Annotated in this window: 22 protein-coding genes and 1 tRNA gene; 13 read left to right on the forward strand and 10 right to left on the reverse strand. The window is 67.7% G+C overall.

Going from position 1 to position 22774, the window contains the following annotated elements:
- Window positions 1–43: 43 nt before the first annotated feature.
- Window positions 44–4162, forward strand: coding sequence for an AAA family ATPase (locus ACIQC0_RS12645; protein WP_400535292.1), 4119 nt, complete (start codon window positions 44–46; stop codon window positions 4160–4162).
- An 8-nt stretch (window positions 4163–4170) separates the two neighbouring features.
- Here the strand turns inward: ACIQC0_RS12645 and ACIQC0_RS12650 are convergent, their stop codons facing one another.
- The 3 genes from ACIQC0_RS12650 to ACIQC0_RS12660 form a co-directional block, all read right to left on the reverse strand.
- Window positions 4171–4761, reverse strand: a complete 591-nt coding sequence (locus ACIQC0_RS12650) for an RcpC/CpaB family pilus assembly protein (RefSeq protein ID WP_400535294.1) — start codon at window positions 4759–4761, stop codon at window positions 4171–4173.
- Between the two features lie 290 nt (window positions 4762–5051).
- A complete protein-coding gene (locus tag ACIQC0_RS12655; protein WP_400535296.1) occupies window positions 5052–5324 on the reverse strand; it encodes an FmdB family zinc ribbon protein in 273 nt (90 codons plus the stop codon).
- 134 nt (window positions 5325–5458) lie between these two features.
- On the reverse strand, window positions 5459–6091 hold the full coding sequence (locus tag ACIQC0_RS12660) for a 5-formyltetrahydrofolate cyclo-ligase (RefSeq protein WP_400535298.1): 633 nt from the start codon (window positions 6089–6091) through the stop codon (window positions 5459–5461).
- 66 nt (window positions 6092–6157) lie between these two features.
- Here ACIQC0_RS12660 and galU point away from each other — a divergent pair, with 66 nt between their 5' ends.
- The 4 genes from galU (at window position 6158) to ACIQC0_RS12680 (ending at window position 8842) form a co-directional block, all read left to right on the forward strand.
- Window positions 6158–7063 carry a UTP--glucose-1-phosphate uridylyltransferase GalU gene (gene galU, locus ACIQC0_RS12665; protein WP_377214747.1) on the forward strand — a complete coding sequence of 302 codons (906 nt, stop codon included), beginning with the start codon at window positions 6158–6160 and terminating at the stop codon, window positions 7061–7063.
- Window positions 7064–7067: 4 nt separating this feature from the next.
- Window positions 7068–7688, forward strand: a complete 621-nt coding sequence (locus ACIQC0_RS12670; protein ID WP_400535300.1) for a GNAT family N-acetyltransferase — start codon at window positions 7068–7070, stop codon at window positions 7686–7688.
- Between the two features lie 81 nt (window positions 7689–7769).
- Complete coding sequence (locus ACIQC0_RS12675) at window positions 7770–8702, forward strand: hypothetical protein (protein ID WP_400535302.1); 933 nt, start codon at window positions 7770–7772, stop codon at window positions 8700–8702.
- Between the two features lie 67 nt (window positions 8703–8769).
- Window positions 8770–8842: transfer RNA gene (locus ACIQC0_RS12680), tRNA-Ala, on the forward strand.
- A gap of 20 nt (window positions 8843–8862) precedes the next feature.
- Here the strand turns inward: ACIQC0_RS12680 and ACIQC0_RS12685 are convergent.
- Genes ACIQC0_RS12685 through ACIQC0_RS12700 form a run of 4 tightly spaced genes read right to left on the reverse strand, consistent with a single transcriptional unit; the run spans window position 8863 to window position 11358 of the window.
- On the reverse strand, window positions 8863–9369 hold the full coding sequence (locus ACIQC0_RS12685) for a hypothetical protein (protein WP_377214750.1): 507 nt from the start codon (window positions 9367–9369) through the stop codon (window positions 8863–8865).
- A gap of 4 nt (window positions 9370–9373) precedes the next feature.
- The gene (corA, locus tag ACIQC0_RS12690; RefSeq protein WP_400535304.1) at window positions 9374–10369 is read right to left on the reverse strand and encodes a magnesium/cobalt transporter CorA; all 996 of its coding nucleotides are present in this window, start codon (window positions 10367–10369) and stop codon (window positions 9374–9376) included.
- A gap of 28 nt (window positions 10370–10397) precedes the next feature.
- Window positions 10398–10823 (reverse strand): DUF1761 domain-containing protein, encoded by a 426-nt coding sequence (locus ACIQC0_RS12695; protein WP_400535306.1) that lies wholly within the window; start codon window positions 10821–10823, stop codon window positions 10398–10400.
- A 49-nt stretch (window positions 10824–10872) separates the two neighbouring features.
- The gene (locus ACIQC0_RS12700) at window positions 10873–11358 is read right to left on the reverse strand and encodes an Lrp/AsnC family transcriptional regulator (protein WP_377214753.1); all 486 of its coding nucleotides are present in this window, start codon (window positions 11356–11358) and stop codon (window positions 10873–10875) included.
- Between the two features lie 151 nt (window positions 11359–11509).
- Here ACIQC0_RS12700 and ACIQC0_RS12705 point away from each other — a divergent pair, with 151 nt between their 5' ends.
- On the forward strand, window positions 11510–12775 hold the full coding sequence (locus ACIQC0_RS12705; protein ID WP_377214754.1) for an MFS transporter: 1266 nt from the start codon (window positions 11510–11512) through the stop codon (window positions 12773–12775).
- A gap of 68 nt (window positions 12776–12843) precedes the next feature.
- On the opposite strand, the gene ACIQC0_RS12710 is transcribed toward ACIQC0_RS12705, so the two are convergent.
- Both ACIQC0_RS12710 and ACIQC0_RS12715 read right to left on the reverse strand, forming a co-directional pair.
- The gene (locus ACIQC0_RS12710) at window positions 12844–13347 is read right to left on the reverse strand and encodes an Lrp/AsnC family transcriptional regulator (protein WP_377214755.1); all 504 of its coding nucleotides are present in this window, start codon (window positions 13345–13347) and stop codon (window positions 12844–12846) included.
- Window positions 13348–13491: 144 nt separating this feature from the next.
- Window positions 13492–14676, reverse strand: coding sequence for an MFS transporter (locus tag ACIQC0_RS12715; protein ID WP_400535344.1), 1185 nt, complete (start codon window positions 14674–14676; stop codon window positions 13492–13494).
- Window positions 14677–14850: 174 nt separating this feature from the next.
- Between ACIQC0_RS12715 and ACIQC0_RS12720 the strand changes: the two genes are divergently transcribed.
- Window positions 14851–15786, forward strand: coding sequence for an N-acetylglucosamine kinase (locus ACIQC0_RS12720; RefSeq protein ID WP_377214756.1), 936 nt, complete (start codon window positions 14851–14853; stop codon window positions 15784–15786).
- Window positions 15787–15792: 6 nt separating this feature from the next.
- On the opposite strand, the gene ACIQC0_RS12725 is transcribed toward ACIQC0_RS12720, so the two are convergent.
- On the reverse strand, window positions 15793–16812 hold the full coding sequence (locus ACIQC0_RS12725) for a pirin family protein (protein WP_400535309.1): 1020 nt from the start codon (window positions 16810–16812) through the stop codon (window positions 15793–15795).
- Window positions 16813–17008: 196 nt separating this feature from the next.
- Between ACIQC0_RS12725 and ACIQC0_RS12730 the strand changes: the two genes are divergently transcribed.
- From ACIQC0_RS12730 to ACIQC0_RS12755, 6 genes are all read left to right on the forward strand, one after another.
- A complete protein-coding gene (locus ACIQC0_RS12730) occupies window positions 17009–18121 on the forward strand; it encodes an ABC transporter ATP-binding protein (protein ID WP_400535346.1) in 1113 nt (370 codons plus the stop codon).
- Window positions 18121–18792 (forward strand): ABC transporter permease, encoded by a 672-nt coding sequence (locus tag ACIQC0_RS12735; protein WP_400535311.1) that lies wholly within the window; start codon window positions 18121–18123, stop codon window positions 18790–18792. The genes ACIQC0_RS12730 and ACIQC0_RS12735 overlap by 1 nt, the downstream gene beginning before the upstream one ends.
- Window positions 18789–19532 carry an ABC transporter permease gene (locus ACIQC0_RS12740; RefSeq protein WP_400535313.1) on the forward strand — a complete coding sequence of 248 codons (744 nt, stop codon included), beginning with the start codon at window positions 18789–18791 and terminating at the stop codon, window positions 19530–19532. Before ACIQC0_RS12735 ends, ACIQC0_RS12740 begins: the two co-directional genes overlap by 4 nt.
- Window positions 19529–20491 carry an ABC transporter substrate-binding protein gene (locus ACIQC0_RS12745; protein WP_400535315.1) on the forward strand — a complete coding sequence of 321 codons (963 nt, stop codon included), beginning with the start codon at window positions 19529–19531 and terminating at the stop codon, window positions 20489–20491. The genes ACIQC0_RS12740 and ACIQC0_RS12745 overlap by 4 nt, the downstream gene beginning before the upstream one ends.
- 137 nt (window positions 20492–20628) lie before the next feature.
- Window positions 20629–21849: a pyridoxal phosphate-dependent aminotransferase gene (locus tag ACIQC0_RS12750; protein ID WP_377214761.1), complete on the forward strand. Its 1221-nt coding sequence runs from the start codon at window positions 20629–20631 to the stop codon at window positions 21847–21849.
- Window positions 21850–21900: 51 nt separating this feature from the next.
- A complete protein-coding gene (locus ACIQC0_RS12755) occupies window positions 21901–22755 on the forward strand; it encodes a polyphosphate kinase 2 family protein (RefSeq protein ID WP_377214762.1) in 855 nt (284 codons plus the stop codon).
- Window positions 22756–22774: the final 19 nt, after the last annotated feature.

Genomic DNA, 22774 nt, shown 5'->3' on the forward strand with positions numbered 1-22774 from the left:
TGCGGTCTCTCAGTCCGGCGTCTGAGCGGCTACGCTCGAATCTATGCCGGTATGGTCCAGGGCGTCAGGTGCAAGCGCAGAAAAGAAGGCAGTAGTGTCAGTTGGTCAAGGCCACCCGGAAGGCTCGGAAGAGCTGCGAAAATGGCTGTCCGGGCTTAAACCCGTTACCGGGGCGGACACCATGCTGCGTTTTACCAAGACGCCTGAAGGGTCCATCGACCTCACCCATGCCCACCCCTCGGGCCTCGCCCAGCTGATGGCCGGGCGCCGGACCCGCCTGTCCACGCTGATCCGCGACCGGGAGCAGTACGTGGTGGCAGCCCGTGCGTCCCGCAACATCCGCTCCAAGATTTTCGAGCTCTCCAACGACCGCGGCATCGATGCCGGCTACCTCTCCGCGGGAACGGTGGTGTGGACCTCCGCCGTCGGCGGCAAGCCCCAGCGCATCTCGGCACCCGTGATGCTCACAGCCATCACCCTGACCGTCCGCCCCGGGGAGGACGACTTCGAGCTCCAGCTGACCGAGCAGGCCCACATCAACCCGGCCCTCGTACGGCACCTGAAGACCATCCACGGGATTGTGTTCGACGTCAACGCGGTCACCCGGCTGGCCTACAGCACGGCACGCTTCGACCCGCAGCCCGTCCTGGACCGGCTGGCCGCGCTCATCAGGCCGATCCATGGCGCCGAAGCCCAACACAACCTTTTGGTGTCCACATTCGCGGATCTCTCCGGGAACCTGGACGACCCCTGGATCAACGATTCCAGTCCCGTCGTCTCTGCGCTGGCCACGGCGGCCGGCGGCGAAGTGGTGGACGTGCAGGAGCCGGATCCTTCCCGCTTCCCTCCGCTGGACGAGCGGCATCCCCGGGATGAGCTCCTGCTGCTGGACGCGGACCGGGACCAGCAGTACGTGGTGGACGCCGTGCGGGCCGGGGACTCGCTGGTGGTGACCACACCGCCGGGGACGGGCCAGACCCAGACCGCCATCAACACCATCGGTGCCCTCGTGGACGAGGGAAAGACAGTGCTGGTGGTGGGCGACCGCCGGGCCAGCCTCAATGAAGTAACCGGGCAGCTGGATACCCTGGGCCTGGAATCCATCCTCTTCCAACTCTCGGGCAACGTCACCCCGCAGCAGCTCAAGGCGCAGTTGGTGCGTGCCATCGTGCGGAACGAAAAGTCCCTGAAACCCCAGCTGGACAACCTCCACAAGACCCTCACGGAGCACCGCCACGCCCTCATGGACCACGTGGCCTCTCTCCACAACGTCAGGCAGCGCTGGGGCTGCTCGCCGTACCAGGCGATGCAGTCGCTGGCGGAACTCACCTCCATCCACCCCGCGCCGGCCACCACCGTCCGGCTTAAGCGCAGCGTGCTGGACAGCATCCGCGATCGGGAAGAGTTGGCCGGCCGGCTCCGCCGGGCTGCAGAATTGGGCAGTTTCAGCAAGGCCTCCACCACCAGCCCCTGGCATGGAGCCAGGCTGCTCACGCGCAAGGAAACCGAAGAGGCACTGGGGCTGGTCCGGTCCCTCGAGAAGAGCCTGCCGGAGCTGCGCGAACGCATGGGGGCGGTGGCGGATCACGCCGAAATCCGGCTGGGCAAGTCCTTTGCGGAGTGGGGCGAGCAGCTGGAACTGCTGGTGGCCGTCCGTGGAAGCCTGGACAAGTTCACCCCGGACATCTTCGACCGGCCCGTCACCGACCTGATTTCGGCCACGGCACCCGCCGCCTGGCGCCGTGAACGCGGGATTGATCTCACCGCCATGCAGCGCTCCCGCCTGCGCCGTGTGGCCAAGGAGTACGTCCGGCCCGGCGTCCACATCGCAGACCTCCACAGCTCCCTGGTCCTGGTCCAGGAGCAGCGCGCCTTGTGGGACGGCTACGCCACCACGCAGCGCCACCCTGCGGTCCCGTCCGGCCTGGCCGAGATGAATACCATGTACCGGTCGCTGGACCGGGAGCTGGAGCAGCTCGGGGAGGCCCTCCGGCACACCGCGGCCGGCGCTGAACTGGCTGCTGTACCTTATGCGGAACTCATGGATCGCCTGCAGCGGCTGTCCGCGGACGCCGATACGCTGAAAACGCTGCCCGAGCGCACTCTACTGGTGGAGAACATGCGCGAGCACGGGCTGGGGGAGCTGCTGGCAGATCTCGCCGAACGTGAGGTGCCGGCCGGGTCCGTCGCGGCCGAACTGGACCTGGCCTGGTGGCAGTCCGCGCTCGAAGCCATGATCAGCGGCGACGACTACCTTGCCATGTCCGACGGCGAGGCCCTCCGCCAGCTCGAAGCTGAGTACCGCCTCGCTGACAACGCCCACATCGCCAGCGGCTCCGCGCGGCTGCGCTGGGACCTCGCCGAGCGCTGGCGGGGTGCAATCGCAGCCCACCCGCGCCAGGCCGCCCTGCTCCGCAGCCTGCTCAAGGACGGCAGGGTCTCGCTCCCCGCCCTCACCGCCCAGGCGCCGGAGCTAATTTCCAGCCTGGTGCCGGTCTGGTCCGTCAGTCCCTACCTGATGACTGGCCTGCTTCCGGCAGAGCAGCGGTTCGACGCCGTGGTGATTCTCGACGCCGAAGCAACCTCGCTGCAGGCGGTGCTGCCGTCAATCGCCCGAGCCCGGCAGGTCATTGCCTTCGGTGACGCCCGCATTGCCAGCCCCCGGACGTTTACCGTGGGCGTCGAGCGCCTCGCCCCCGGCGAAGCTGCCCACCAGCGGGTGCAGAGCGCGTATGCTGCGCTTTCCGAGGTGCTGCCCGTCTGGCGGCTGAATTTCGTGTACCGGGCGGTGGACGAGGACCTGATCCTCCAGCTCAGCAAGAACTTTTACGACGGCGGCCTCCGCCTCCTGCCCGAGGGACAGACCGCTACGGGGCTGGACCGTTCTCTGTTGGTTGAGTACCTGGCGGACGGAACCGGGCTGCCCAGCGCCAACGACGAGGGCGTCGAGTCCGTAGCGGCCGAGGTCAACCGCGTAGTCCACCTGGTCTTCGAGCACGCCCGGACCCGGCCCAGGACATCCCTGGCCGTGATCACTGCGAGCCTGCGGCACGCGGCCCGGATTGGCGAAGCCATCCGACTCCAGCTGCCCAACCATCCCGGACTGTCTGCCTTCTTTGGGGCGGGCCCTGAATCGTTCCGGGTAGTGGACCTGGAACGTGCACAGGGCCTGGTGCGGGACCACGTCATCTTCTCGCCCGGCTTCGGCCGGACACCCCACGGCCGTGCTTTGCACAACTTCGGTCCGTTGTCGGCTGAAGGCGGCCGGGAAAAGTTCGCGCTGGCCATGACGCGGGCCCGGCGCTCCATGCATGTCCTGACCTGTTTCCGGCCCGAGGACCTGGACCACACGCGGCTGACGCACGGAGCCATGGACCTCTACACGCTGCTGGACCGTGAGATCGCCGGCAACACCGACCTCGGTACGCCGGCCTCCCGCGCCGCAGCCAGCGAACAGGCGCTGGGCGCCGATCCGCTGGTGGCGGATCTGGGGGACCGGCTCCGGGCCCGTGGCGCTCGGGTATGGCACCAGTACGACGGCGCGATTGACGTCGTGGCTGCGGCGGACCCGTTGAGCACCATGGGGCAGGACGACGCGGAACTTCCCCGACCGGTTGCCATTGAGTCCGACGGTACCGAGCAGTACCGGACGATGAGTGTGCGCGAACGGAGCCGGCTGCGGCCGCAGCTGCTGGAGCGCCTGGGCTGGCGATACATGCCGCTGTGGACCATAGAGGTCTTCACCGATCCGTCGTCCTGCGCAGACCGGATTGCCGGCTATCTGGGCCTTGAGAAGATGGTCCTTCCCGGCCGGACGGCGCCTGCCGCCGGATTCCTGGACGACGATGTGGACCAGGCCCTGAATGGCATCGACCTGCGCGATGCCATTGCGGCCCGTGGCGCGGGACCAGAAGCCCATCCATCATTTGAAAAGGAGGCGGGCAGCGTGAGCCCGGACCAGACGAAGGACGGCGCCGCGAACGACGCCGCTGAGGACAGCGCAGCGAAGGGTACGGCTCCGGTGAAACCCAGCCCGGACAAGGCGCTTCCGGACAGGGTGCTTCCGGACAAGGCTGCCGAGGATGATCCCCGGGCGTGGGGCGACCGCGACGAGGACCACGACACGTGGCTCAAGGAGCAGCGGCCTCCGCACTGGGGCTGATCCCAGGGTTACGGCCCCACGAGGACGAAAAACAGCTTTCCGCGGGTGGAGGCCCCCGCCAGGCGGGCCGCCTGCTCTGCTCCGGCAGCCACCACCAGCAGCCCCTCCGTCTCGGCAGTTCCCAGCCACTGGCCGCCGTCCCCGCCATGGGTCGACGTCCACAGGACCGGCACGCCTTTGGCCAGGACCTCCGGAGGACGTGCCTCCTCAAACCCGCCGGCACCAGTGAGGACCACGTTCACCAGCTGGCCAGGGGATACCAATCGGATGGAGGAGGGATCCGCCATGCGCAGGGGCACTGCGGCGGAGCCTGCCGGAGTGCCGGCCAAGAGGCCCGGGCCAACGAGCTGCGCGTCGGTGAGCAGCTGGCCCTTACGCAACGGTCCCGCCAGTTGCCGGCCAACGGCCTGGTCCTGCTCCCCGAAAAAGCCGTCGGCCACCGTCCCTGGAGGTACCTGAACGCGGGCCAAATCCGCACCGTCCAAGGTGGCCCCGGCGGGGAGGTCCCGTGCGGCGGCCACGGCTGCCACCGTGTCCAGCGGCGCCGGCGTCAGTTGGTGGACGGTGCTCGCGGCGGCACCGCATAAGAGCAGCGCCACGGCCAGCCGTCGGTTTCGGTTAAGCCAGCCGGCGAACCGTGCGGGAAACGTCCTGCGGGGCGTAGGTCGCAGCGTACCGGGGCGGCCCGGGCCGCCCCGGTTCGCTGCGATGCGGTTCGTTCGGGTGCGCGATGGTTTCGAACTGGTCCGGCCGTGAAGGAAAAAAGCAGGCATGTGCCCACGGTAGGGGTTCCGGCGACGGTAGGGTCAGGACGGGATTCCGTATGTGGAAAAGCGGATTCCGTGGGTGCAGCAGTGAGGGCGCCCGTTTACGGCCGGATGCCCGCCGGTCAGCTGGCAGCGGCTGCCGGAGCAGGCGTTGCGGGAGCGGCCGCGGGGGTCGACGCCGGCGCCGACGGCGCGGCCGAAACGGTGTTGCCCTTGGCATCGCGGGAATCGGTACGGTAGAAACCGGAGCCCTTGAAGACCACGCCCACGCTGTTGAACTTCTTGCGCAGAGTTCCCTCGCATTCGGGGCAGGATGTCAATGTGCTGTCCGAGAACGACTGGACAATGTCGAAGGCATGGCCGCAATCCTTGCAGGCATATGCATACGTTGGCACTGGTGCTCCTCCTCTTGGACAAACGAGAGGTCCCGTGCTGCCGGCCGCGGAACCGGTTCATCCGGTCGCCGCATTAGCAGTCGCAGGGCCTGAGTGCCAATTCTACCATCCGCCGGGCTAAGCCTGCGGCCTGGTCATTCTGAGGAAAGCTCCCGAAGACCTCCGGGGGTGAGCACCGCAGGCACCGGTCGGTCGAACGCCTCGGCCGGTATGCGGCCGGCGGGAAGCAGTTCCTCATCGTAGATCACTGCGGCCAGGGGGATCTCCTTCCCGGCGGTTGCCAGGTGTCCCAGGAATTTGTCGTAATAACCCCCGCCCTGGCCGACCCTGTTGCCTTCGACGTCCACCGCGGTGGCCGGAATGAACAGCGCAGCGGCCCCGCCGGCCGTCTCCGGTCCATGCCGGTCGCCCACCGGCTCGAGGATGGGAGCGAAAGGACTCCGCTCAAATTCGGCGGCGGGGCTCCAGTACACCCAAGCGAGTTCCCTGCCCGGTTCGCACACGGGCAGCAGGACGCTGTGCCCTGCCCCGTGCAGGGCTTCGATGAGGCGGAGGGTGGGCGGCTCGAAGCCCACGCTGAGGTAGACGCAGACGGTGCCCGGCGTGCCGGCTGTGATGGAACGAGCCCAGGCCAGGCCGTGCCGGGCCAACGCCGCTGCGGCCGCTTCCCGTTCCTGCACTGTCAAGGACGCCCTGTGCTGCCGGTGGGCCGCCCGAATGGAGTCCTTGGCTGCTGTTGAATCCTGGTGCACGTTACTGCCTTCCATGGTCGCCTCGTAGGTGCCGGGCTTCCGCTGTTACTGAATGCTTGACGCTGACGTTAGATTAGTCCGGTGAGCACCAGTAGCCCGAGAGTCCGCAAAGCCGTCATTCCTGCTGCCGGACTGGGTACCCGGTTCCTGCCCGCCACCAAGGCGATGCCCAAGGAGATGCTCCCCGTGGTGGACAAGCCTGCCATCCAGTATGTCGTGGAGGAAGCCGTCAGCGTGGGCCTCCATGACGTCCTGATGATCACGGGCCGCAGCAAGCGGGCGCTGGAGGACCACTTCGACCGGGTACCTTCCCTCGAATCGACGCTGTCCGACAAAGGAGACACCCGAAAACTCGAGGCCGTCCAGGCTGCCACGAAACTCGGCGACATCCACTATGTCCGCCAGGGCGACCCCAACGGGCTGGGGCATGCAGTCCTGCGGGCCCGCCAGCACGTGGGCGAGGAGCCCTTTGCCGTCCTGCTAGGTGACGACCTCATCGACGCCCGGGACGAACTCCTTGGCACGATGATCGATGTCCAGGCTCGGACGGGAGGCTCCGTGGTGGCACTGATCGAGGTGGAACCTTCGCAGATCAGCGCCTACGGCTGTGCAGACGTCGAGGCGATCGACGGCGAGGGGTACGTTCGGGTCAACCGGCTCGTGGAGAAGCCGTCCCCGGAGGAAGCACCGTCCAACCTGGCGGTGATCGGCCGCTACGTCCTGCACCCGGAAGTGTTCAACGTCCTGGAAAAGACCGGTCCCGGACGCGGCGGTGAGATCCAGCTGACCGATGCGCTGCAGGAGCTGGCAGGCAGCGATGGCGACGGCGGCGGCGTCTACGGCGTGGTTTTCAGGGGCCGCCGCTACGACACCGGAGACAAGCTGAGCTACCTCAAAGCCTGCGTGCAGCTTGCCATCGACAGCGAGGACCTGGGCCCGGGGCTGCGGGAATGGCTGCCCGGCTTCGCCGCCGGCCTGTCGAAGTAGCGCCGTGCGGCCCGGCCCAATCTGGCCTGTCACGCTGGACTGCGGCGACCTTGTGCTGCGCCCCATCAGGTACCGGGACAAGCGGGAGTGGACCGAGGTCCGTGCCCGCAACGGTGAGTGGCTCGCCCCGTGGGAGGCATCCAATCCCGACCCTGCCGGCGGCCTGCCGAATTACCGCCAGATGGTCCGTTCCCTGAACGCGCAGGCTGCCCAGGCCACGGCGCTCCCGTTCGTGATCACCGAGCGGATGCCCGGCCGTCGGCAACCCGTCATCGTGGGCCAGTTGACTGTGTCGTCGATCGTCTGGGGTTCTGCCATGATGGCCACGCTCGGGTACTGGGTGGATCAGGCACGCGCCGGGCACGGGATCGCGCCCACCGCCGTCGCGCTCGCTACGGACCACTGCTTCCGGACGCTCGGGCTGCACCGGATGGAGATTAACATCCGGCCTGAAAACGGGCCCAGCCTGCGGGTGGTGGAAAAGCTGGGATTCCGTGATGAGGGGTACCGGCCGCGCTTCCTGCATATCAACGGCGAATGGGCAGACCACCGGTCCTTCGCACTCACCGCCGAGGAGGTGCCGGAGGGGCTGCTGAACCGCTGGCTGGCTGCCAGGCCGTCATAAATCCAGTGATTTGGCGGCTGTGGCACGACACACCGGCGCGAATGCGACGGCAGCCGCCGTGAAGCTCATACGGTTTTGAGTGTGGACTTCCCTCTTAGCAGCTCAGTGATCCTTGTGGTTGCTGTTGCGCTCTGGATTGTTTGGGTTGCCCCGTATGTCCTTCGGAACCGCAGGCAGCGGCTGCTGCCCGCCGGCGACGTGCCGGGGGATGCCCTGACCGATCAAACACCGGACCGGTCCGCCGGCCTCGTGTTGAACGTTGCAGCCCAGCAGGAGAAAGCCATGGACCCCAGGAAGAGCGCAGGAACCGCCAAGGACGCCGCCACTGCCCCTGCCCGGCGGCTGCGCATCCGGTATGGGCGCATGGCACTCGCCCTCGCCGGGCTGCTTTCCCTCGTGACCGCAGCGGTTTCCGGCACGATGCTGATCTTTGGCCTCGGCAGTCCCGTCCTTCCCGCAGCCTGCCTGGCCGTGACGTTCCTGTCCGTCGTTATCCTGCGGCGCCTCGCTGTCAGCGACCGCCGCCGCCGTGTTAACGCTGCTTTCCGGTCCGCCATGTCGGCGCCCGCCGGCAGCACCCGCACGTCAGGGAGCATGCCGCCCAAGCCCGCCGAACCTGCCCGCGCAGCCTTGCCCGAGCGTCCCCTGTTCGACGCCGAAGCCGGGCAGGACCGGATTAAGCAGCTCACCGCCGTCGAACTCCGGGAAGCCGCGCTGGCCGTTGCGCTGGCTGCCGGCGACACCAGCGCGCCCGCCCAGCCTGCCGCTGCCTCAGGCACGCCGTGGGAGCCCGTTGAGGTGCCCAAGCCGGTCTACGTCGAGGCTGCCAAGGCGGAGCGTCCGGAACCTGAACCACTGGCGCTGCCGGAAGCCCCGAAGGCCGTGGGAAAGCCTTCGCTGAAGCAGGGCGCCGCTCCGGTCCAGGCCGGCGGCGCAGTGGAGCCCCGCCAGCTCACCAAGGCACAGAGCGCCCTCAGCAACCTCGACGACGTCCTGCAGCGCCGCCGCGCCTGACACCGGTGCGCCGGTTGGCATTAGGCCGCGAAAATTTGTAGCCTAAGGTCACCGGTTCCATCCGCCGGGGGCTATAGCTCAGTTGGTAGAGCGCTTCGTTCGCATCGAAGAGGTCAGGAGTTCGAATCTCCTTAGCTCCACATTTCGTCCGCGGTCCCGCCTACGACCCGGAGATTCCCTCCACGAGGCGTACGTCCGACTCCATCAGCGGGAGCCCGGCAAGCATGCCGTCAATCCGCTGCAGCGGCTCCTTCGCCTCCGGATCTGCGGCGGCCGCTTCGAGCCACCGGGGTACCTCGCGCGCAACTAGGAACAATGCGGTATTTGTCGCTGCCAATGCCGCCAGCACGTCTGCGAAACACCGCCAGGTCCCGGGCCGCGACACACCGGACGGGACCGCTCCCGGCGGCGGGACGTCGTCCACCACCCAGAGGCTGTGCTCCGCTGCCAGCGCCTTAAGCGCGGCGGGAGGGAGGTCTGGCGCGCACAGCTCGCCGAAACTGAGCCACAAGAGGCCGGGCACGCAGGCTTTCGCCTCGAGGATGTGACCGGCTGCCGCTACGGGCCGCCGCTGGGCGGACGACGGCGGGAACAGGCCGCACATGCCGAGCTGGTGTTGGGTGCCGGGCACGATGATCCGTCCCCGGCTCAGTGCCTCCGGTGCCACGACCCTACAGCCAGCCTTTCTTCTTGAAGATGCCGTACATCAGCCCTGCCGTGGCCAGCATCAGGCCCAGGGACATCGGGTAGCCCCAGGTCCAGTGGAGCTCGGGCATGTGGTCGAAGTTCATGCCGTAGAGGCCCGCCACGAGCGACGGGGCAAAGAAGATGGCGGCCCAGGAAGAGATCTTCTTGACCTGTTCGTTCTGCCGGGCGCTGGCCTCATTTTGGCGGTTGGCGGTCAGCGTTCCGTCCAGGGTCAGGGCATTCTGCAGCAGTTCCCGGAAGGAGTCTGCCCGGGAGATCACCCGGGCCACGTGGTCCTCCACATCGCGGAGGCTGTGCTGCAGTTCTGAGTCCACGCCGTACTTTTCGAACCCCCGCTTAAGCTGCTGCATCATGCCCGGCAGGGGGTGGATGGCGCGCTGGAACTGGATGACCTCGCGGGCCAGCTCATAGATGCGGCGTGAGACGTTGCTGTCGCCGGTGAAGAGCTGGTCTTCGATTTCGTCGATGTCGTTTTCCAGGCCCGACACCACGGGGGCGTAATCATCCACCACCCGGTCAAGAAGCGCGTACAACACAGCTTCCGGGCCGTGGCGCAGCAGGTCCGGCCGTGCCTCCAGCCGGCGGCGCACACCGGCCACGCCCGCCATTTCCGCGTGCCGGACGGTCACCACGAAGTTGCTTCCGGTGAAGACGTGGAGTTCGCCGAATTCCACGGTCTCCGTCTCGTCGAGATACCTGGCAGGGCGGAGCACTGTGAAGAGACTGTCTCCATAACGCTCCAGCTTGGGCCGCTGGTGCGCGGAGATGGCGTCCTCTACGGCCAGCTCGTGCAGCCCGAACTCTGCGGCCACCGCAGCCATTTCGTTGGCTGTGGGCCGGTACAGGCCGATCCAGGCCATCCCGCCGTGCTCGGCAAGGGTCTCGAAAGTCTGCTCAAGGCTCTTCGGTTCGGCGTGCCTGACGCCGTCCACGTAGACGGCGTTATCGATGATGGTCATGACCGGCACCCACGCCCCCGCAGCAGCATCAGGACATCGCTCCGATAATCGCGCCGGCCAGGCCCATGGCCACCAGGTCATGGCCGGCGTCGATCAGCGTCACTGCCGCCGGCCGGCCGGCGAAACCGTTGTGGATGACGTGGCCGCCGGCCCGGAAGACCAGTCCCATGGTTAAGCCGAAGACGGCACCTCCAAAGGCGCTGTCCAGGCCGAGGTCTCCCATCAGGACGGCCAGGAGGATGGCGGTGAGGGCGGAAGCCAGCATCATGGGCAGCCACAGCCCGGCGCCGCCGCTGATGTTCTTGAGGTCGTCCTCGGTCTTGCCGATTGCGGCCATCCAGCGGTTCCCCAGTACTGCCGGCATATACCAGACAAATCCCACCGCGAGCGAGGCAACGAACGCCAGGAGCACGGCCAGCCAGTTGATCTGTGAAACGTCAGTGAGCCAATCCATGCAGGAAATCCTAGTCCGGGCTGCCGGCGAGGCCGGGTTCCCCCGCCGGTTACCCCGAAAGGCCGCTGATCAGGGGATCGGTGCGGTAGGGGATGTGCGTGTGCAGGGCGAGGACGGTTTCAGTGCGGATGACTCCCTTGATGCGGAGTATCTGGCGCAGCGACGCCTGGAGATTGTGGGTATCGCGGGCCGCCACCCGGCACCAGACGTCGCCCCGGCCGGAGATTTCATGCACCTCCAGTACCTGCGGGATCAACCTGAGCGCTGCCACCACGCCGTCCAGTTCGCGGTGTGAAACTTCGATGGTGACAAAGGCCAGCACGTCATAACCCACCGCCTCGAGGTCAACCTCGCGGCCGCCGGGACGGAGGACGCCTGCCCGCAACAGCCTGCGCACCCGGGTCTGTGCCGTATTGCGCGCAATCCCCAAGGATTCGCTGAGCTCCCCGATCTGGATCCGGGGGTCGCGGACCAGGGCCAGGAGGATTTTCAGGTCCGTTGGGTCCAAGGTGTTCAAATAGTCACTCTCCAGCATCGGGCCGCACTATTTTTGATGATTTTGATCGATTATCCCATGGATTTCGATTCAAACCTGCAGTAATGGCCCATTCTGGAGTCACCACCGGTATACCCGCGCAGGCGCCCCACAAGGGTAGCCGGTGCGCGGATTCAGCAAAGGCACTACCTTGACAGTCTTCAGCGAACTGCGCATGCGTCCCGTTCCGGCCACCGTTGGTTGGGACGCCTCCAACACCTCCCGCCTGGTCATGGCCGGGGCCGTCATTTTCGTCCTCCTTGTGGGCGCCAACCTTGCCACGCCGCTGTATCCGCTGCTGCAGGCAGAGCTGGGCCTTTCCAGCCTGGGAGTTACCGCAGCCTTCGCCACCTACGTGCTGGCACTCGTGGCCACCCTCATGCTGGCCGGGCACTGGTCGGACCACATTGGGCGCAGGGCCGCGCTTATCCTGGCTGTGCTGGGAGGGCTGGCCGGCGGCTGGATCTTCGCCGAGGCCCAAAGCCTTGCCGCCCTCAGCGCAGGCCGTGCGCTCCAGGGCGCCGCAGTGGGCCTTGCGACCGGCGCCAGTGCGGCGGCACTGCGGGAACTGCTGCCGCACCGTCCGGAATGGGCGTCCCGCTTCACCCTGCTGGCCTCCGCCGGCGGCGTGGCTGCCGGCCCCGTCATTGGCGGCCTGCTCTCGCTTCTGCCCGGTGCCACGTCGACCCCGTACTACGTCCACTCCGTCGTCTTGGCCGCACTGCTGGTGCCGCTCTACCTGCTCAGGGCGCGCCCGGCCATCCAGTTGCCGACCGGTCCGCGGCCGCTGCAGGCATTGGCGCCGCGGCGTCTGTCCGTATCGCGCGAGGCGCGCGGGGCGTTCTGGCTGGCGTCCGCCGTCGGCTTCCTGAGCTTTGCCATTTTTGGCTTCGCCCTGTCCCTGGCACCGGGTTACTTCGCCCAGGTCCTGGCCACCGATTCCCGGCCCGCCATCGGACTGCTGGCCGGGCTCACCCTGGCGGCGTCGGCCCTGAGCCAGCTACTCAACGTCAGTGGGCGGTATGTGGTCCCGGCAGGGCTGGCGGTGCTCGGTGTTTCCGTAGCGCTGCTGGGCTTCGCGGGCCAGTGGCACAGCCCCGCGCTGTTGGTGGCGGCCAGCATCACCGCCGGCGCCGGCCAGGGGCTCGCTTTCCGGACGGTGTTCAACAACGTGGCGGCGCAGGTGGAGCCTGCCCGGCACGCGCAGATCATCAGTACCGTCTACGTGATCACGTACCTGGGCAGCGCCGCGCCGGTGCTGGGCCTCGGCTGGGCCGCCGGGACGTTCGGCCTGGGCGCCGCTGTGGTGGGCTTCGCCGGGACGTGCGGGGCCGCCGCCCTGAGCCTGGCAGCATTGACGCTCGTCCAGGCCTTGCCCGCGCGCCGCCGCCTAACTGACGGAAGCGCCGCTTCCTGAGTGCTGCAGCCCCTGCGCTGAAGCACTCCCGGGGACGGGCCGGCGCGGCGCTCCTGGTGCTGCGCGCCCTATTCGGGAATCGGCCCGTGGTTGCCTTGGATGTGCTCGAACACCAGCGTGGTCTCGGTGTGGCCCACCACGGGATCCGTGGCCAGATTGTCCAGTACCCAGTCGCGGAGGTCCTCGGTGCTCCCGACGGCGATGTGCAGGAGATAGTCGACAGAACCGGACGTGTGGAAGGTGGACAGGACTGCCGGCAAGTGCGGGACGCGGCTGGTAAAACGGTCGATCTGGTCCCGGTCGTGCGCCCGCAGCCGGACCGCCACCAGCGCCTGCACGGAGCGCCCGATCGCGGAGAGGTTCAGCTTGGCCTCGTAGCCCTGCACGATGCCCCGTTCCGACAAAGCGCGGGTCCTCATCAGGGCTGTGGAGGGAGCGATGCCCACGAGTTCGGCGAGCTGTTTGTTGGAGATGCGCGCGTCCGCCACCAGCGCGGCCAGCAGGCGTTCGTCAATCGCGTCCAGCGGTTCATGGGGTGCCCCGGGTCTGGTGTTCCTGGCGTTCGTGCTCACTGCAGCTCCTTGAAGTTTTCCTTCCGTTCATCCTAAACGGCGTATTCGACGCCGGAGGGACGCCGGGCGCGGGCCCTGCCGAATTTCCCGCTGCCCGGGCCGCGGTACCGGCCGGTAAATTCGTCCCCGGTCTCGGGGGAAGGGTCAGCGGCCCCGGCGCGCGGACGCAGGGCGGCGCGGGTCGGCAGGGGGATGGACGACGGCGACCAGCACCGCCGTCGCCACCGCAAGGACCATGACTGCCGCGGCGAGCGCATTCCAGCCCGCCGCCTGGAACACGAGCCCACCCGCCCAGCCGATAATGCTGGAGCCCAGATAATAGGCGAGGTTGTAGAGGGAAGCTGCCTGGGCGCGTCCTGTCAGGGCGATGGCACCCGTCCACCCTGCTCCGATGCTGTGGGCTGCGAAGAATCCGCCCGTGAACAGGACCAGCCCGGCCAGGACGGCGGCCAGCTGGTCCGTCAGCGTCAGGACGAGTCCCGCCGTCGCGAGCGCCAGGCCGGCCAGGAGCACCGCCCGCCGGCCGAACCGCAGGGTCATGCCGGCGGCCCACCGGGAGGAAACGGTGCCCGACAGGTAGGCCAGGAAGATGAGGCTGATCAGGGTGGCCGGCAGAAGGAACGGGGCAGCGGACAGCCGGAACCCCAGGTAGTTGTAGACGGCGACGAAGCCGCCCATCATCAGGAAGGCCTGGATATACAGCGCCACCAGCCGGATATTGCCGAGATGCCCGCCCAGCGTCCGCAGGGCACCGCGCAGGCCCGGGCCGTGGACAGACACGAAGCCCTTCGCCCGGGGGACCAGTACCAGGAACGCGACGGCGGCCAGCGTCGCCAGCACGGACACCGCCAGGGCAGCGGCACGCCAGCCCCAGAGTTCACCCACGGGCCCTGCCACCAGCCGTCCGGCCAGCCCGCCCAGCGTGGTGCCGGCGACGTAACTGCCTGCGGCCAGCGCGGCATGCGCCCTGGTGACTTCCTCGTTCAGGTACGCGATGGCGATGGCGGGGATCCCGCCCAACGCCATTCCTTCGAGGAGCCGCAGCGCCAGCAGCATGCCGAAGCTGTGGGACAGGGGAACGGCGAGCCCCAGCACCGTGGCCAGGGAAATGCCCCAGGTCATCGCCCGGACGCGGCCGATCCGGTCCGCCAGGAAGGACCACGGGATCACGGTCACCGCCAGGCCAACGGTGGCCAGCGAGATGGTGAGTGCCGCCTCGGCCGCGGTGATGCGCAGGTCGGTGGCGATGAGGGGCAGGACGGCCTGCGTGGAGTAGAGCTGGGCAAACGTGGCCACGCCCGCAAAGGAGAGGCCGGCCAGGATCCTCACATAGGCCCGCGAGCCCTTGGGGTGCCCCTCCCACCGGGCCGGATCTTCCCCGGTCGGCGGATCGCCGTGGTCGGGCGGAAGGGAATCATGGGGCACCCGGCCAGCCTAGCGCCACCGCGGGGCGTGCCCGGGCCTCCGCGCGTGGTTCGGCGGAACCTTCAGTAACCTTGTGGCGTGAGTAACGCCGAAAACCTCCCTGCAGACCGCCCCGCCCTGGCCGCCGCACTTCGCGGTACCGTCATCGGCCTGGACATCGGCGGCACCAAAACGCACGGCATCCGGTTCGAGCACGGCGTTCCGGCGGCGGACCAGTCCGCCGGCAGTTCGAACGTCCAGAATGTTTCGCGCGAGGCGGCGGCTGCCAACCTCGCGGACCTTTTCGCCAGAATCGGCGGGGGACAGGTGTCCAGGGTCTACGCAGGCTCGGGCGGCATTGATACGGAGGAAGACGCGGCGGCCCTGGCTGCGCTGATCCAGCCGCACGTTCCTGGCGCCCGCGTGACCGTGGTGCATGATTCACGGCTCCTGCTCGCCGCCGGCGGTGCGGGCACAGGGGTCGCGGTCATCGCCGGCACCGGCTCGGCCGCCTGGGGAAGAAACCAAGACGGCGGCGAAGCCCGGGCCGGCGGGTGGGGCTACCTCCTGGGCGACGAAGGAAGCGGCTATTGGCTGGGCCGCGAGGCGGTACGGCACAGCCTCCGCCGGATGAACCAGGGACACGGGCCCGACCAACTGACCGTTGCCCTGATGGAGGCCTGCGGCGTTGACCATCCCAACAGGCTCATCGCGTTGTTCCACTCTCCGGAGACCGGACGCCGCTTCTGGGCGCAGCAGGCCCGCCTCGTGGTGGAAGCAGCCGCAGCGGGCCACCCGGAAAGCCGCCAGCTGCTGGACCAGGCGGGGGCGGACCTGGCTGCGCTCGCGCTGGAAGTGCTGGGCCAGCTCGGCATCAAGGGTCCGGTGATCCTGGGTGGAGGGCTTGGAATGCACGTGCCCGCACTGCAGGACTCCTTCCGTAACCGCCTGGCAGAGGGCGGCGTGACGGACATCCGCGTGCTGGACCGGGAACCGGTCTTCGGCGTCCTGCAGCTGCTGGCCGAGGAAGCCTGACGCGCTTCAGCCTTTCGCGGCACGCCTGCGCGGGGTCAGCCGCACTGTAGGCAGCGGGGGAGCCGGGATGCGCCCGGCTTCTGCGCCGGCCTCCGGCCCGTGGCCGCGCACCAGCCCGTAGCGGGCCTTGGCGGCGGCCTCCTCGGGGAGTCCGGCCTGCGCCTCCCAGTCGGCGCGCGCCGCCGCAACTTCGTCGTGGGTCCGGCCCACGAAGTTCCACCACATCAGCAGCTCTTCCTGGAACGGTTCGCCGCCAATGAGCAGGAACCGCGTTCCGGGCTCCGCGGCGACGGCCAGTTCGCTGCGGCCTGTCCCGAGGTAGCCCAGCGGTCCCGGCCGCAGGTCGTGCCCGTCCACCGCCAGGCCGCCGTCGAGCACCAGGATGCCGTGTTCGAAGGCCGGCTCCAGCGGCAGCACTGCGGGCCCGCCGCAGGTGACATCGGCACCCACGATGGGCGTGTACATGGTGGCCGGGGAAGCAGCCCCGGCAAAGCTCCCCACCATGACTGTGGCCGTGAAGCCGTCCCCGGCGGCGCGGGGAAGTGCCCGGTGCTGCTCGAAAGCGGGTTCCCGGTGCCGTTCCCTGTCCGGCAGGGCCACCCACAGCTGGAGCCCCCGCTGCACAGGCAGGTCACCGCCCTCCGGAAGGACGGCGAATTCCGAATGCGACACGCCAAACCCCGCTGTCATGATGTTCAGCTCGCCCGGGCGGACCACCACATCGCTGCCCACGCTGTCGCGGTGCCGGATGTTGCCCGCCAACGGCCAGGTGACCGTCTGCAGGCCGATGTGCGGGTGCGGCAGGACAGACATCGCGGTCCGGTCCGGGCCAAAGCTGTCCAGGAAACACCATGCCCCGATGGTCGGCAGGCCGCGCTGCGGCAGGGTGCGGCGGACGTTCATGGCGCGCACCCCGCCCAGCGGCACCTCCCGCTCCGGCCACAGCTCCAGGCACGGGCCCGCCGGCCCCGCCGCTGCGGCCGGGGGACAGACTTCCTGCTGGGGCGACACTTCCAGGTTGGTCATTCCCACACTCTATTCCCGTCCGCACCCATCCGGCCCGGCGCCGGCGCCGAATGGTTACGGAAGGGATTCCTTTGCCCGGAACGGGAGTGCTCCGGGTGAACGCGGCAGAGGTTTGGGCTACGTTAACTAGCAGCGTGATGATGACAAAGTCGCGGTGCTCCAAAAGCTGTCCAACAGAAGAGGGTATGTCCGCACCATGGGCCAGGCGATGATCGAGTTCCACGAGGTAACCAAGCAGTACCAGGGCGGACAGCCGGCCGTGGACGCCTTGACCATGTCCATCGCAGAAGGCACCATCACGGTCCTGGTGGGACCGTCAGGATGCGGCAAGACCACCACGCTGCGCATGATCAACCGCATGGTGGAGCCCACCTCCGGCACCATCACCGTTGCGGGCAAGGATGTTACCGCTGTCCCGGCCGCGGAACTGCGCCGTTCCATGGGTTACGTGATGCAGTCGGCCGGCCTGCTGCCGCACCGCTCGGTGCTGGACAATATCGCCACCGTTCCGCGGCTGAACGGGGTGTCCAGACGAGAAGCCCGCAAACGCGCAGAGGACCTGCTGGACGTGGTGGGCCTGGCCCGGACCCTGGGCGGCCGGTACCCGTCCCAGCTGTCGGGCGGCCAGCAGCAGCGCGTCGGCGTGGCGCGGGCGCTCGCCGCCGATCCGCCCGTCCTCCTCATGGACGAGCCCTTCAGCGCCGTCGACCCTGTGGTCCGGGACGAACTGCAGCAGGAACTTCTGCGGCTGCAGAAGGACCTCGCCAAGACCATCGTTTTCGTTACCCACGACATCGACGAGGCCACCGTCCTGGGGGACCAGGTGGCCGTGTTTGCTGTGGGCGGCAAACTCGCCCAGTACGCCGCCCCGGAGGAGATCCTCCGCGCCCCGGCCAACGACTTCGTCGCCGGCTTCGTGGGCAGGGACCGCGGCTTCAGGCACCTGGGTTTCACCGCGTCCGACGGCGTCACGTTCCATCCCGTGCCCACGGTCATCCGGGGCGCGGACGGGCACAGTTCGGATCCCAACGCCGCAGACGGCTGGCAGCTGGTGGTGGACGGCGACATGCGCCCTCTCGGGTGGGCGACGCCCGGCACCGACGCCGACCTGATCCCCGGCGGTTCCCTCTTCCACCCCGGCGAAAGCCTCCGGCGGGCCCTCGACGCAGCGTTGTCGTCGCCGTCGGGCCTTGGCGTTGCCGTGGACGCCGATGGGCGGGTGCTGGGCGCCATCCGAGGTCCCGAGATCCTGGCACTCATCGAACAGGCCCGCCAGGCACGCCAGGCCGCCGTCCAGGCTGCGCGCTGATGGAGTGGTTCCTCGCCAACAGCAGCATGGTTCTGGAGCGGGCCGGCCAGCATATGGTCCTGGCCATCATCCCGATGGTCCTGGGGCTGCTGCTTTCCGTCCCGCTGGCGCAACTGGCCCGCCGGCACCGTGTCCTCCGCTCCGTGGTGCTGACAACCTCCTCGCTGCTCTACACCATCCCGTCGCTGGCGCTGTTCATAATCCTTCCCAGCATCCTGGCCACCCGCATCCTTGACCCCCTCAACGTGGTGGTGGCCCTGACCCTCTATGCCGTGGCGCTGCTGGTCCGTGCGGCGCTTGATGCGTTCGATTCCGTGTCAGCGGACGTCAGCCAGGCCGCGGTCGCCATGGGGTTCAAGCCGCTGGCAAGATTCATGCGGGTGGACCTTCCACTCTCCCTGCCGGTCCTGTTCGCCGGCCTGCGCGTGGTCTCCGTCAGCAACATCTCCCTGGTGAGCGTCGCTGCCCTGCTGGGCGTGGGCAACCTGGGCATGCTCTTCACCTCCGGCCTGCAGCGCGGCTTCATCACAGAGGTAATGGTTGGCATCGTGGCGATCCTGGTCCTGGCCCTGCTGATGGATGCGCTACTGGTCCTCCTGGAGCGGATCCTGACGCCGTGGGAGCGGGCCGGACGGAAGACGCCCGCCACGGGACGGGCGGCGGCAGCATGAGCGTCTTCTCCGATACCTTCGCCTGGCTGGGCGACCCCCTCCACTGGACCGGGTCCGCTGGGATCCCCGCCAGGCTTGCCGAGCACCTGCAGTACACCGGGCTGGTCATGGCCATCGCCGCAGCCATCGCCGTTCCCATCGGAATGTTCGTGGGCCACACCGGCAAGGGCAAAGTGGCCATCGTTGCGCTCGCCGGGGCCCTGCGGGCGCTGCCTACGCTGGGGCTGTTGACGCTTTTCGTGCTGCTGGCCGGCATCGGATTGATGCCCCCGGTATGGGCGCTGGTCATCCTGACCATCCCACCGTTGCTGGCAGGAACCTATGCCGGTATCTCCAGCGTGGACCGCACCGTCGTGGACGCCGCACGGGCCATGGGCATGACCGAACTGCAGGTGCTCTTCCGGGCCGAGCTGCCCAACGCCCTCACGGTGATGTTCGGCGGCTTCCGCACCGGCGTGCTGCAGGTGATCGCCACCGTCTCGGTGGTGGCCTACATCAACCTGGGTGGCCTGGGCCGGTACCTGTTCGACGGGCTGGTCCTCAGCGACTTCCCGCAAATGCTCGGCGGGTCCCTGCTGATCGCCGCCCTGGCCATCGCGGTAGACCTCATCCTGTCCCTGGTCCAGCGGTTATTCCTGTCCCCGGGCGCCCCGCAACAGTCACGCCGCGGCCGCCCGGCCGCGGTTGATCTCACAGACCCCGCAGTGGCGGAAGCTGTCTCACAAGGAGGAAAGTCATGAAGAATAGCTCTCACCCGCGCCCGGCCCGGCGCACGTTCGGCGGCCTGGCCGCAGGCCTCGGCCTGGTAATGGCGCTTTCCGCCTGCGGCGGATCATCCGATCCGCTCAGCAACTCGCCCGCACCCACGGGCGGAGCGTCCGGCGGCGCCACCTCGCTGGTGGTGGGTTCCGCGGACTTTCCGGAAAGCCAGATCCTGGCAGAGGTCTACGCAGGAGCACTGAACGCTGCCGGCATCACCGCCACCACCAAACCGAACATCGGCTCCCGCGAGGTGTACATCAAGGCTGTCCAGGACGGCTCGGTGGACGTGGTCCCGGACTACTCCGGGAACCTGCTGCTGCACGTGGACAAGGGGGCCACGGAGGAATCCGCCGAGGACATCGCCGCCGCACTGCCTGAGAAGCTGCCGGAAGGCCTGGCTGTCCTGGACCCGTCCAAGGCCGAGAACAAGGACGCCATGGTGGTCACCAAGGCCACGGCGGAAAAGTACCAGCTGAAGTCCATAGAGGACCTGGCCAAGGTCTGCAGCGAGATCGTGGTCGGGGCCCCGGCCACCTTCGCCGAGCGCGCGTACGGCCTGCCCGGACTGAAGGAGAACTACAACTGCGAGCCCAAGAAGCTGGAGCCCTTCAGCGACGGCGGCGGCCCGGTCACCCTGAAGGCGTTGCTGGAGGACAAGGTGCAGGTGGCCGACATCTACACCACCACTCCCTCCATCGCCGACAACGACCTGGTGGTCCTGGAAGATCCGAAGAACAACTTCATCGCCCAGCAGGTCATCCCGCTGTACAACACGGCCAAGATGACGGACAAGGCCAAGGAGGCGCTGAACAACGTTTCCAGCATCCTGACCACCCAGGACCTCATCAACCTCAACCGCGCAGTCAGCGGCAGCCAGAAACAGGGCGCCAAGGAAGCTGCTGAGGCCTGGCTCAAGGACAAGGGCATCCTGAAGTAAGGGAGTCGCGGACGGCAGCCTGCCGGACGCATGCGACCACGACGGCGGCTGCCGGACTTCCATGGTCCGGCAGCCGCCGTCGTCGATGTGTCCTAAGTCTCAACGGCTGCCTATCCCTCCTGTGGCATATTTGATGGATGGCAGAATTCAGGCAGTCCACCAAACTCAACAACGTCCTTTATGACATCCGTGGACCGATCCTGCAGGCCGCCCAGCAGATGGAGGCGGAAGGGCACCGCATCCTCAAACTGAACATCGGCAACCCGGCGCCGTTCGGGTTCGAGGCGCCGGACGCCATCCTGGTGGACATGATCCGGCACCTGCCGCACGCCCAGGGCTACAGCGACTCCCGCGGCATCTTCTCCGCCCGTACTGCGGTGTCGCAGTACTACCAGACCCGCGGCATCCAGAACATCCACGTGGACGACATCTACCTGGGCAACGGCGTCAGCGAACTCATCACCATGTCCCTCATGGCGCTCCTGGACGACGGCGACGAGGTCCTCATCCCGACCCCCGACTATCCGCTGTGGACCGCCTCCGTAGCGCTGGCCGGCGGCCGGCCCGTCCACTACCTGTGCGACGAGGAGACCGGCTGGCAGCCGGACCTCGAAGACCTGGAAGCCAAGATCACGCCCCGGACCAGGGGCATCGTGGTGATTAACCCGAACAACCCCACCGGTGCCGTGTACCCGGAGGAGACGCTCAAGCGCATCGTTGCCCTGGCAGAAAAGCATGGGCTGGTGATCTTTGCCGACGAAATCTACGAAAAGATCCTTTACGAGGACGCAGTCCATATCAACATGGCGACCCTGACCGGAGACGACGTCCTCTGCCTGACGTTCAGCGGTCTGTCCAAGGCCTACCGCGTGTGCGGCTACCGTGCAGGATGGATGGCGATTTCCGGGCCCAAGAAGGACGCCGCCGACTACCTTGAGGGCATCAGCCTGCTGGCGAACATGCGTCTCTGCGCCAACGTTCCGGCCCAGCACGCCATCCAGACAGCCCTGGGCGGCTACCAAAGCATCAACGACCTCATCCTCCCGGGCGGGCGCCTGCTCGAGCAGCGGAACAAGGCCTACGACATGCTCAACGCCATCCCCGGCGTCAGCACGCAGCAGGCAAGGGGAGCGCTGTACCTGTTCCCGAAGCTGGACCCCGAGTATTTCCACATCCGCGACGACGAGAAGTTCGTCCTTGACCTCCTGCGCGAACAAAAGATCCTGGTTTCGCACGGCCGGGCGTTCAACTGGGTGCGTCCGGACCACTTCCGCATGGTCACGCTGCCCAACGTGAAGGACATCGAAGAGGCCATCGGCCGGATGGGGGACTTCCTCAGCAGGTACCAGGGGAACTAGCCTGTGGTTCACGGGCTCTCCGCCCGCTGACCACTCCGGAAGGTGCGCCCCATGACCGACGTCGTCGAGTTCGAAGAACATCCGGTAGACACCCTGCGCGTGGGGAAGGGGTTTTCGCTGGACAGCGTGGACCCGGACTCCACCCCCGGCTACAACGGCACCAAAGAGGACGGCCAGGCCCTGCTGGCCGGGATGGACGACGAACTCGCGGAACTGCAGGAAAAGCTTTTTGCGGAGTCCCGGTTCGGCGGCCGCAAGCGGGTCCTGCTGATCCTTCAGGGTATGGACACCGCGGGTAAGGGCGGCGTGGTGAACCACGTGATGGCCGCCATGGACCCGCAGGGCGTCCAGTTCAAGGCCTTCAAGGCCCCTACGGATGAGGAAAAGTCCTACGATTTCCTGTGGCGGATCGAAAAGGCCGTGCCCGCGGCCGGCATGGTGGGGGTGTTCGACCGGTCACACTACGAGGATGTGCTCATCCACCGGGTCCACGGCTGGGCGAGCCCGGACGAGATTAAGCGCCGGTACCTGGCCATCAACGAATTCGAGGAGCGCCTCACCGATTCCGGAACCAAGCTGGTCAAGGTCATGCTGCACATCAGCAGCGACGAGCAGAAAGAACGGCTCCTGGCCCGCCTGGACAACCCTGCCAAGCACTGGAAATACAGCAGGGGCGACCGTGACGAGCGCGCCTTCTGGCCGGACTACATGGGCGCGTTCCAGGCAGCCATCGAGGCCACCAACACGGCATCCGCACCATGGCACGTGATTCCGGCGAACAAGAAATGGTACGCGCGGATCGCCGTCCAGCAGCTCCTGCTCAAGGCCCTGAAAGAGCTGGACCTGGAGTGGCCCAAGGCGGAGTTCGACGTGGACGTTGAACGCCAGCTGATCCTGAAAACGTAGCCCTGCCTGGAGGCCTGAC

Source organism: Pseudarthrobacter sp. NPDC092419 (assembly GCF_044755045.1).
Lineage (GTDB): Bacteria > Actinomycetota > Actinomycetes > Actinomycetales > Micrococcaceae > Arthrobacter.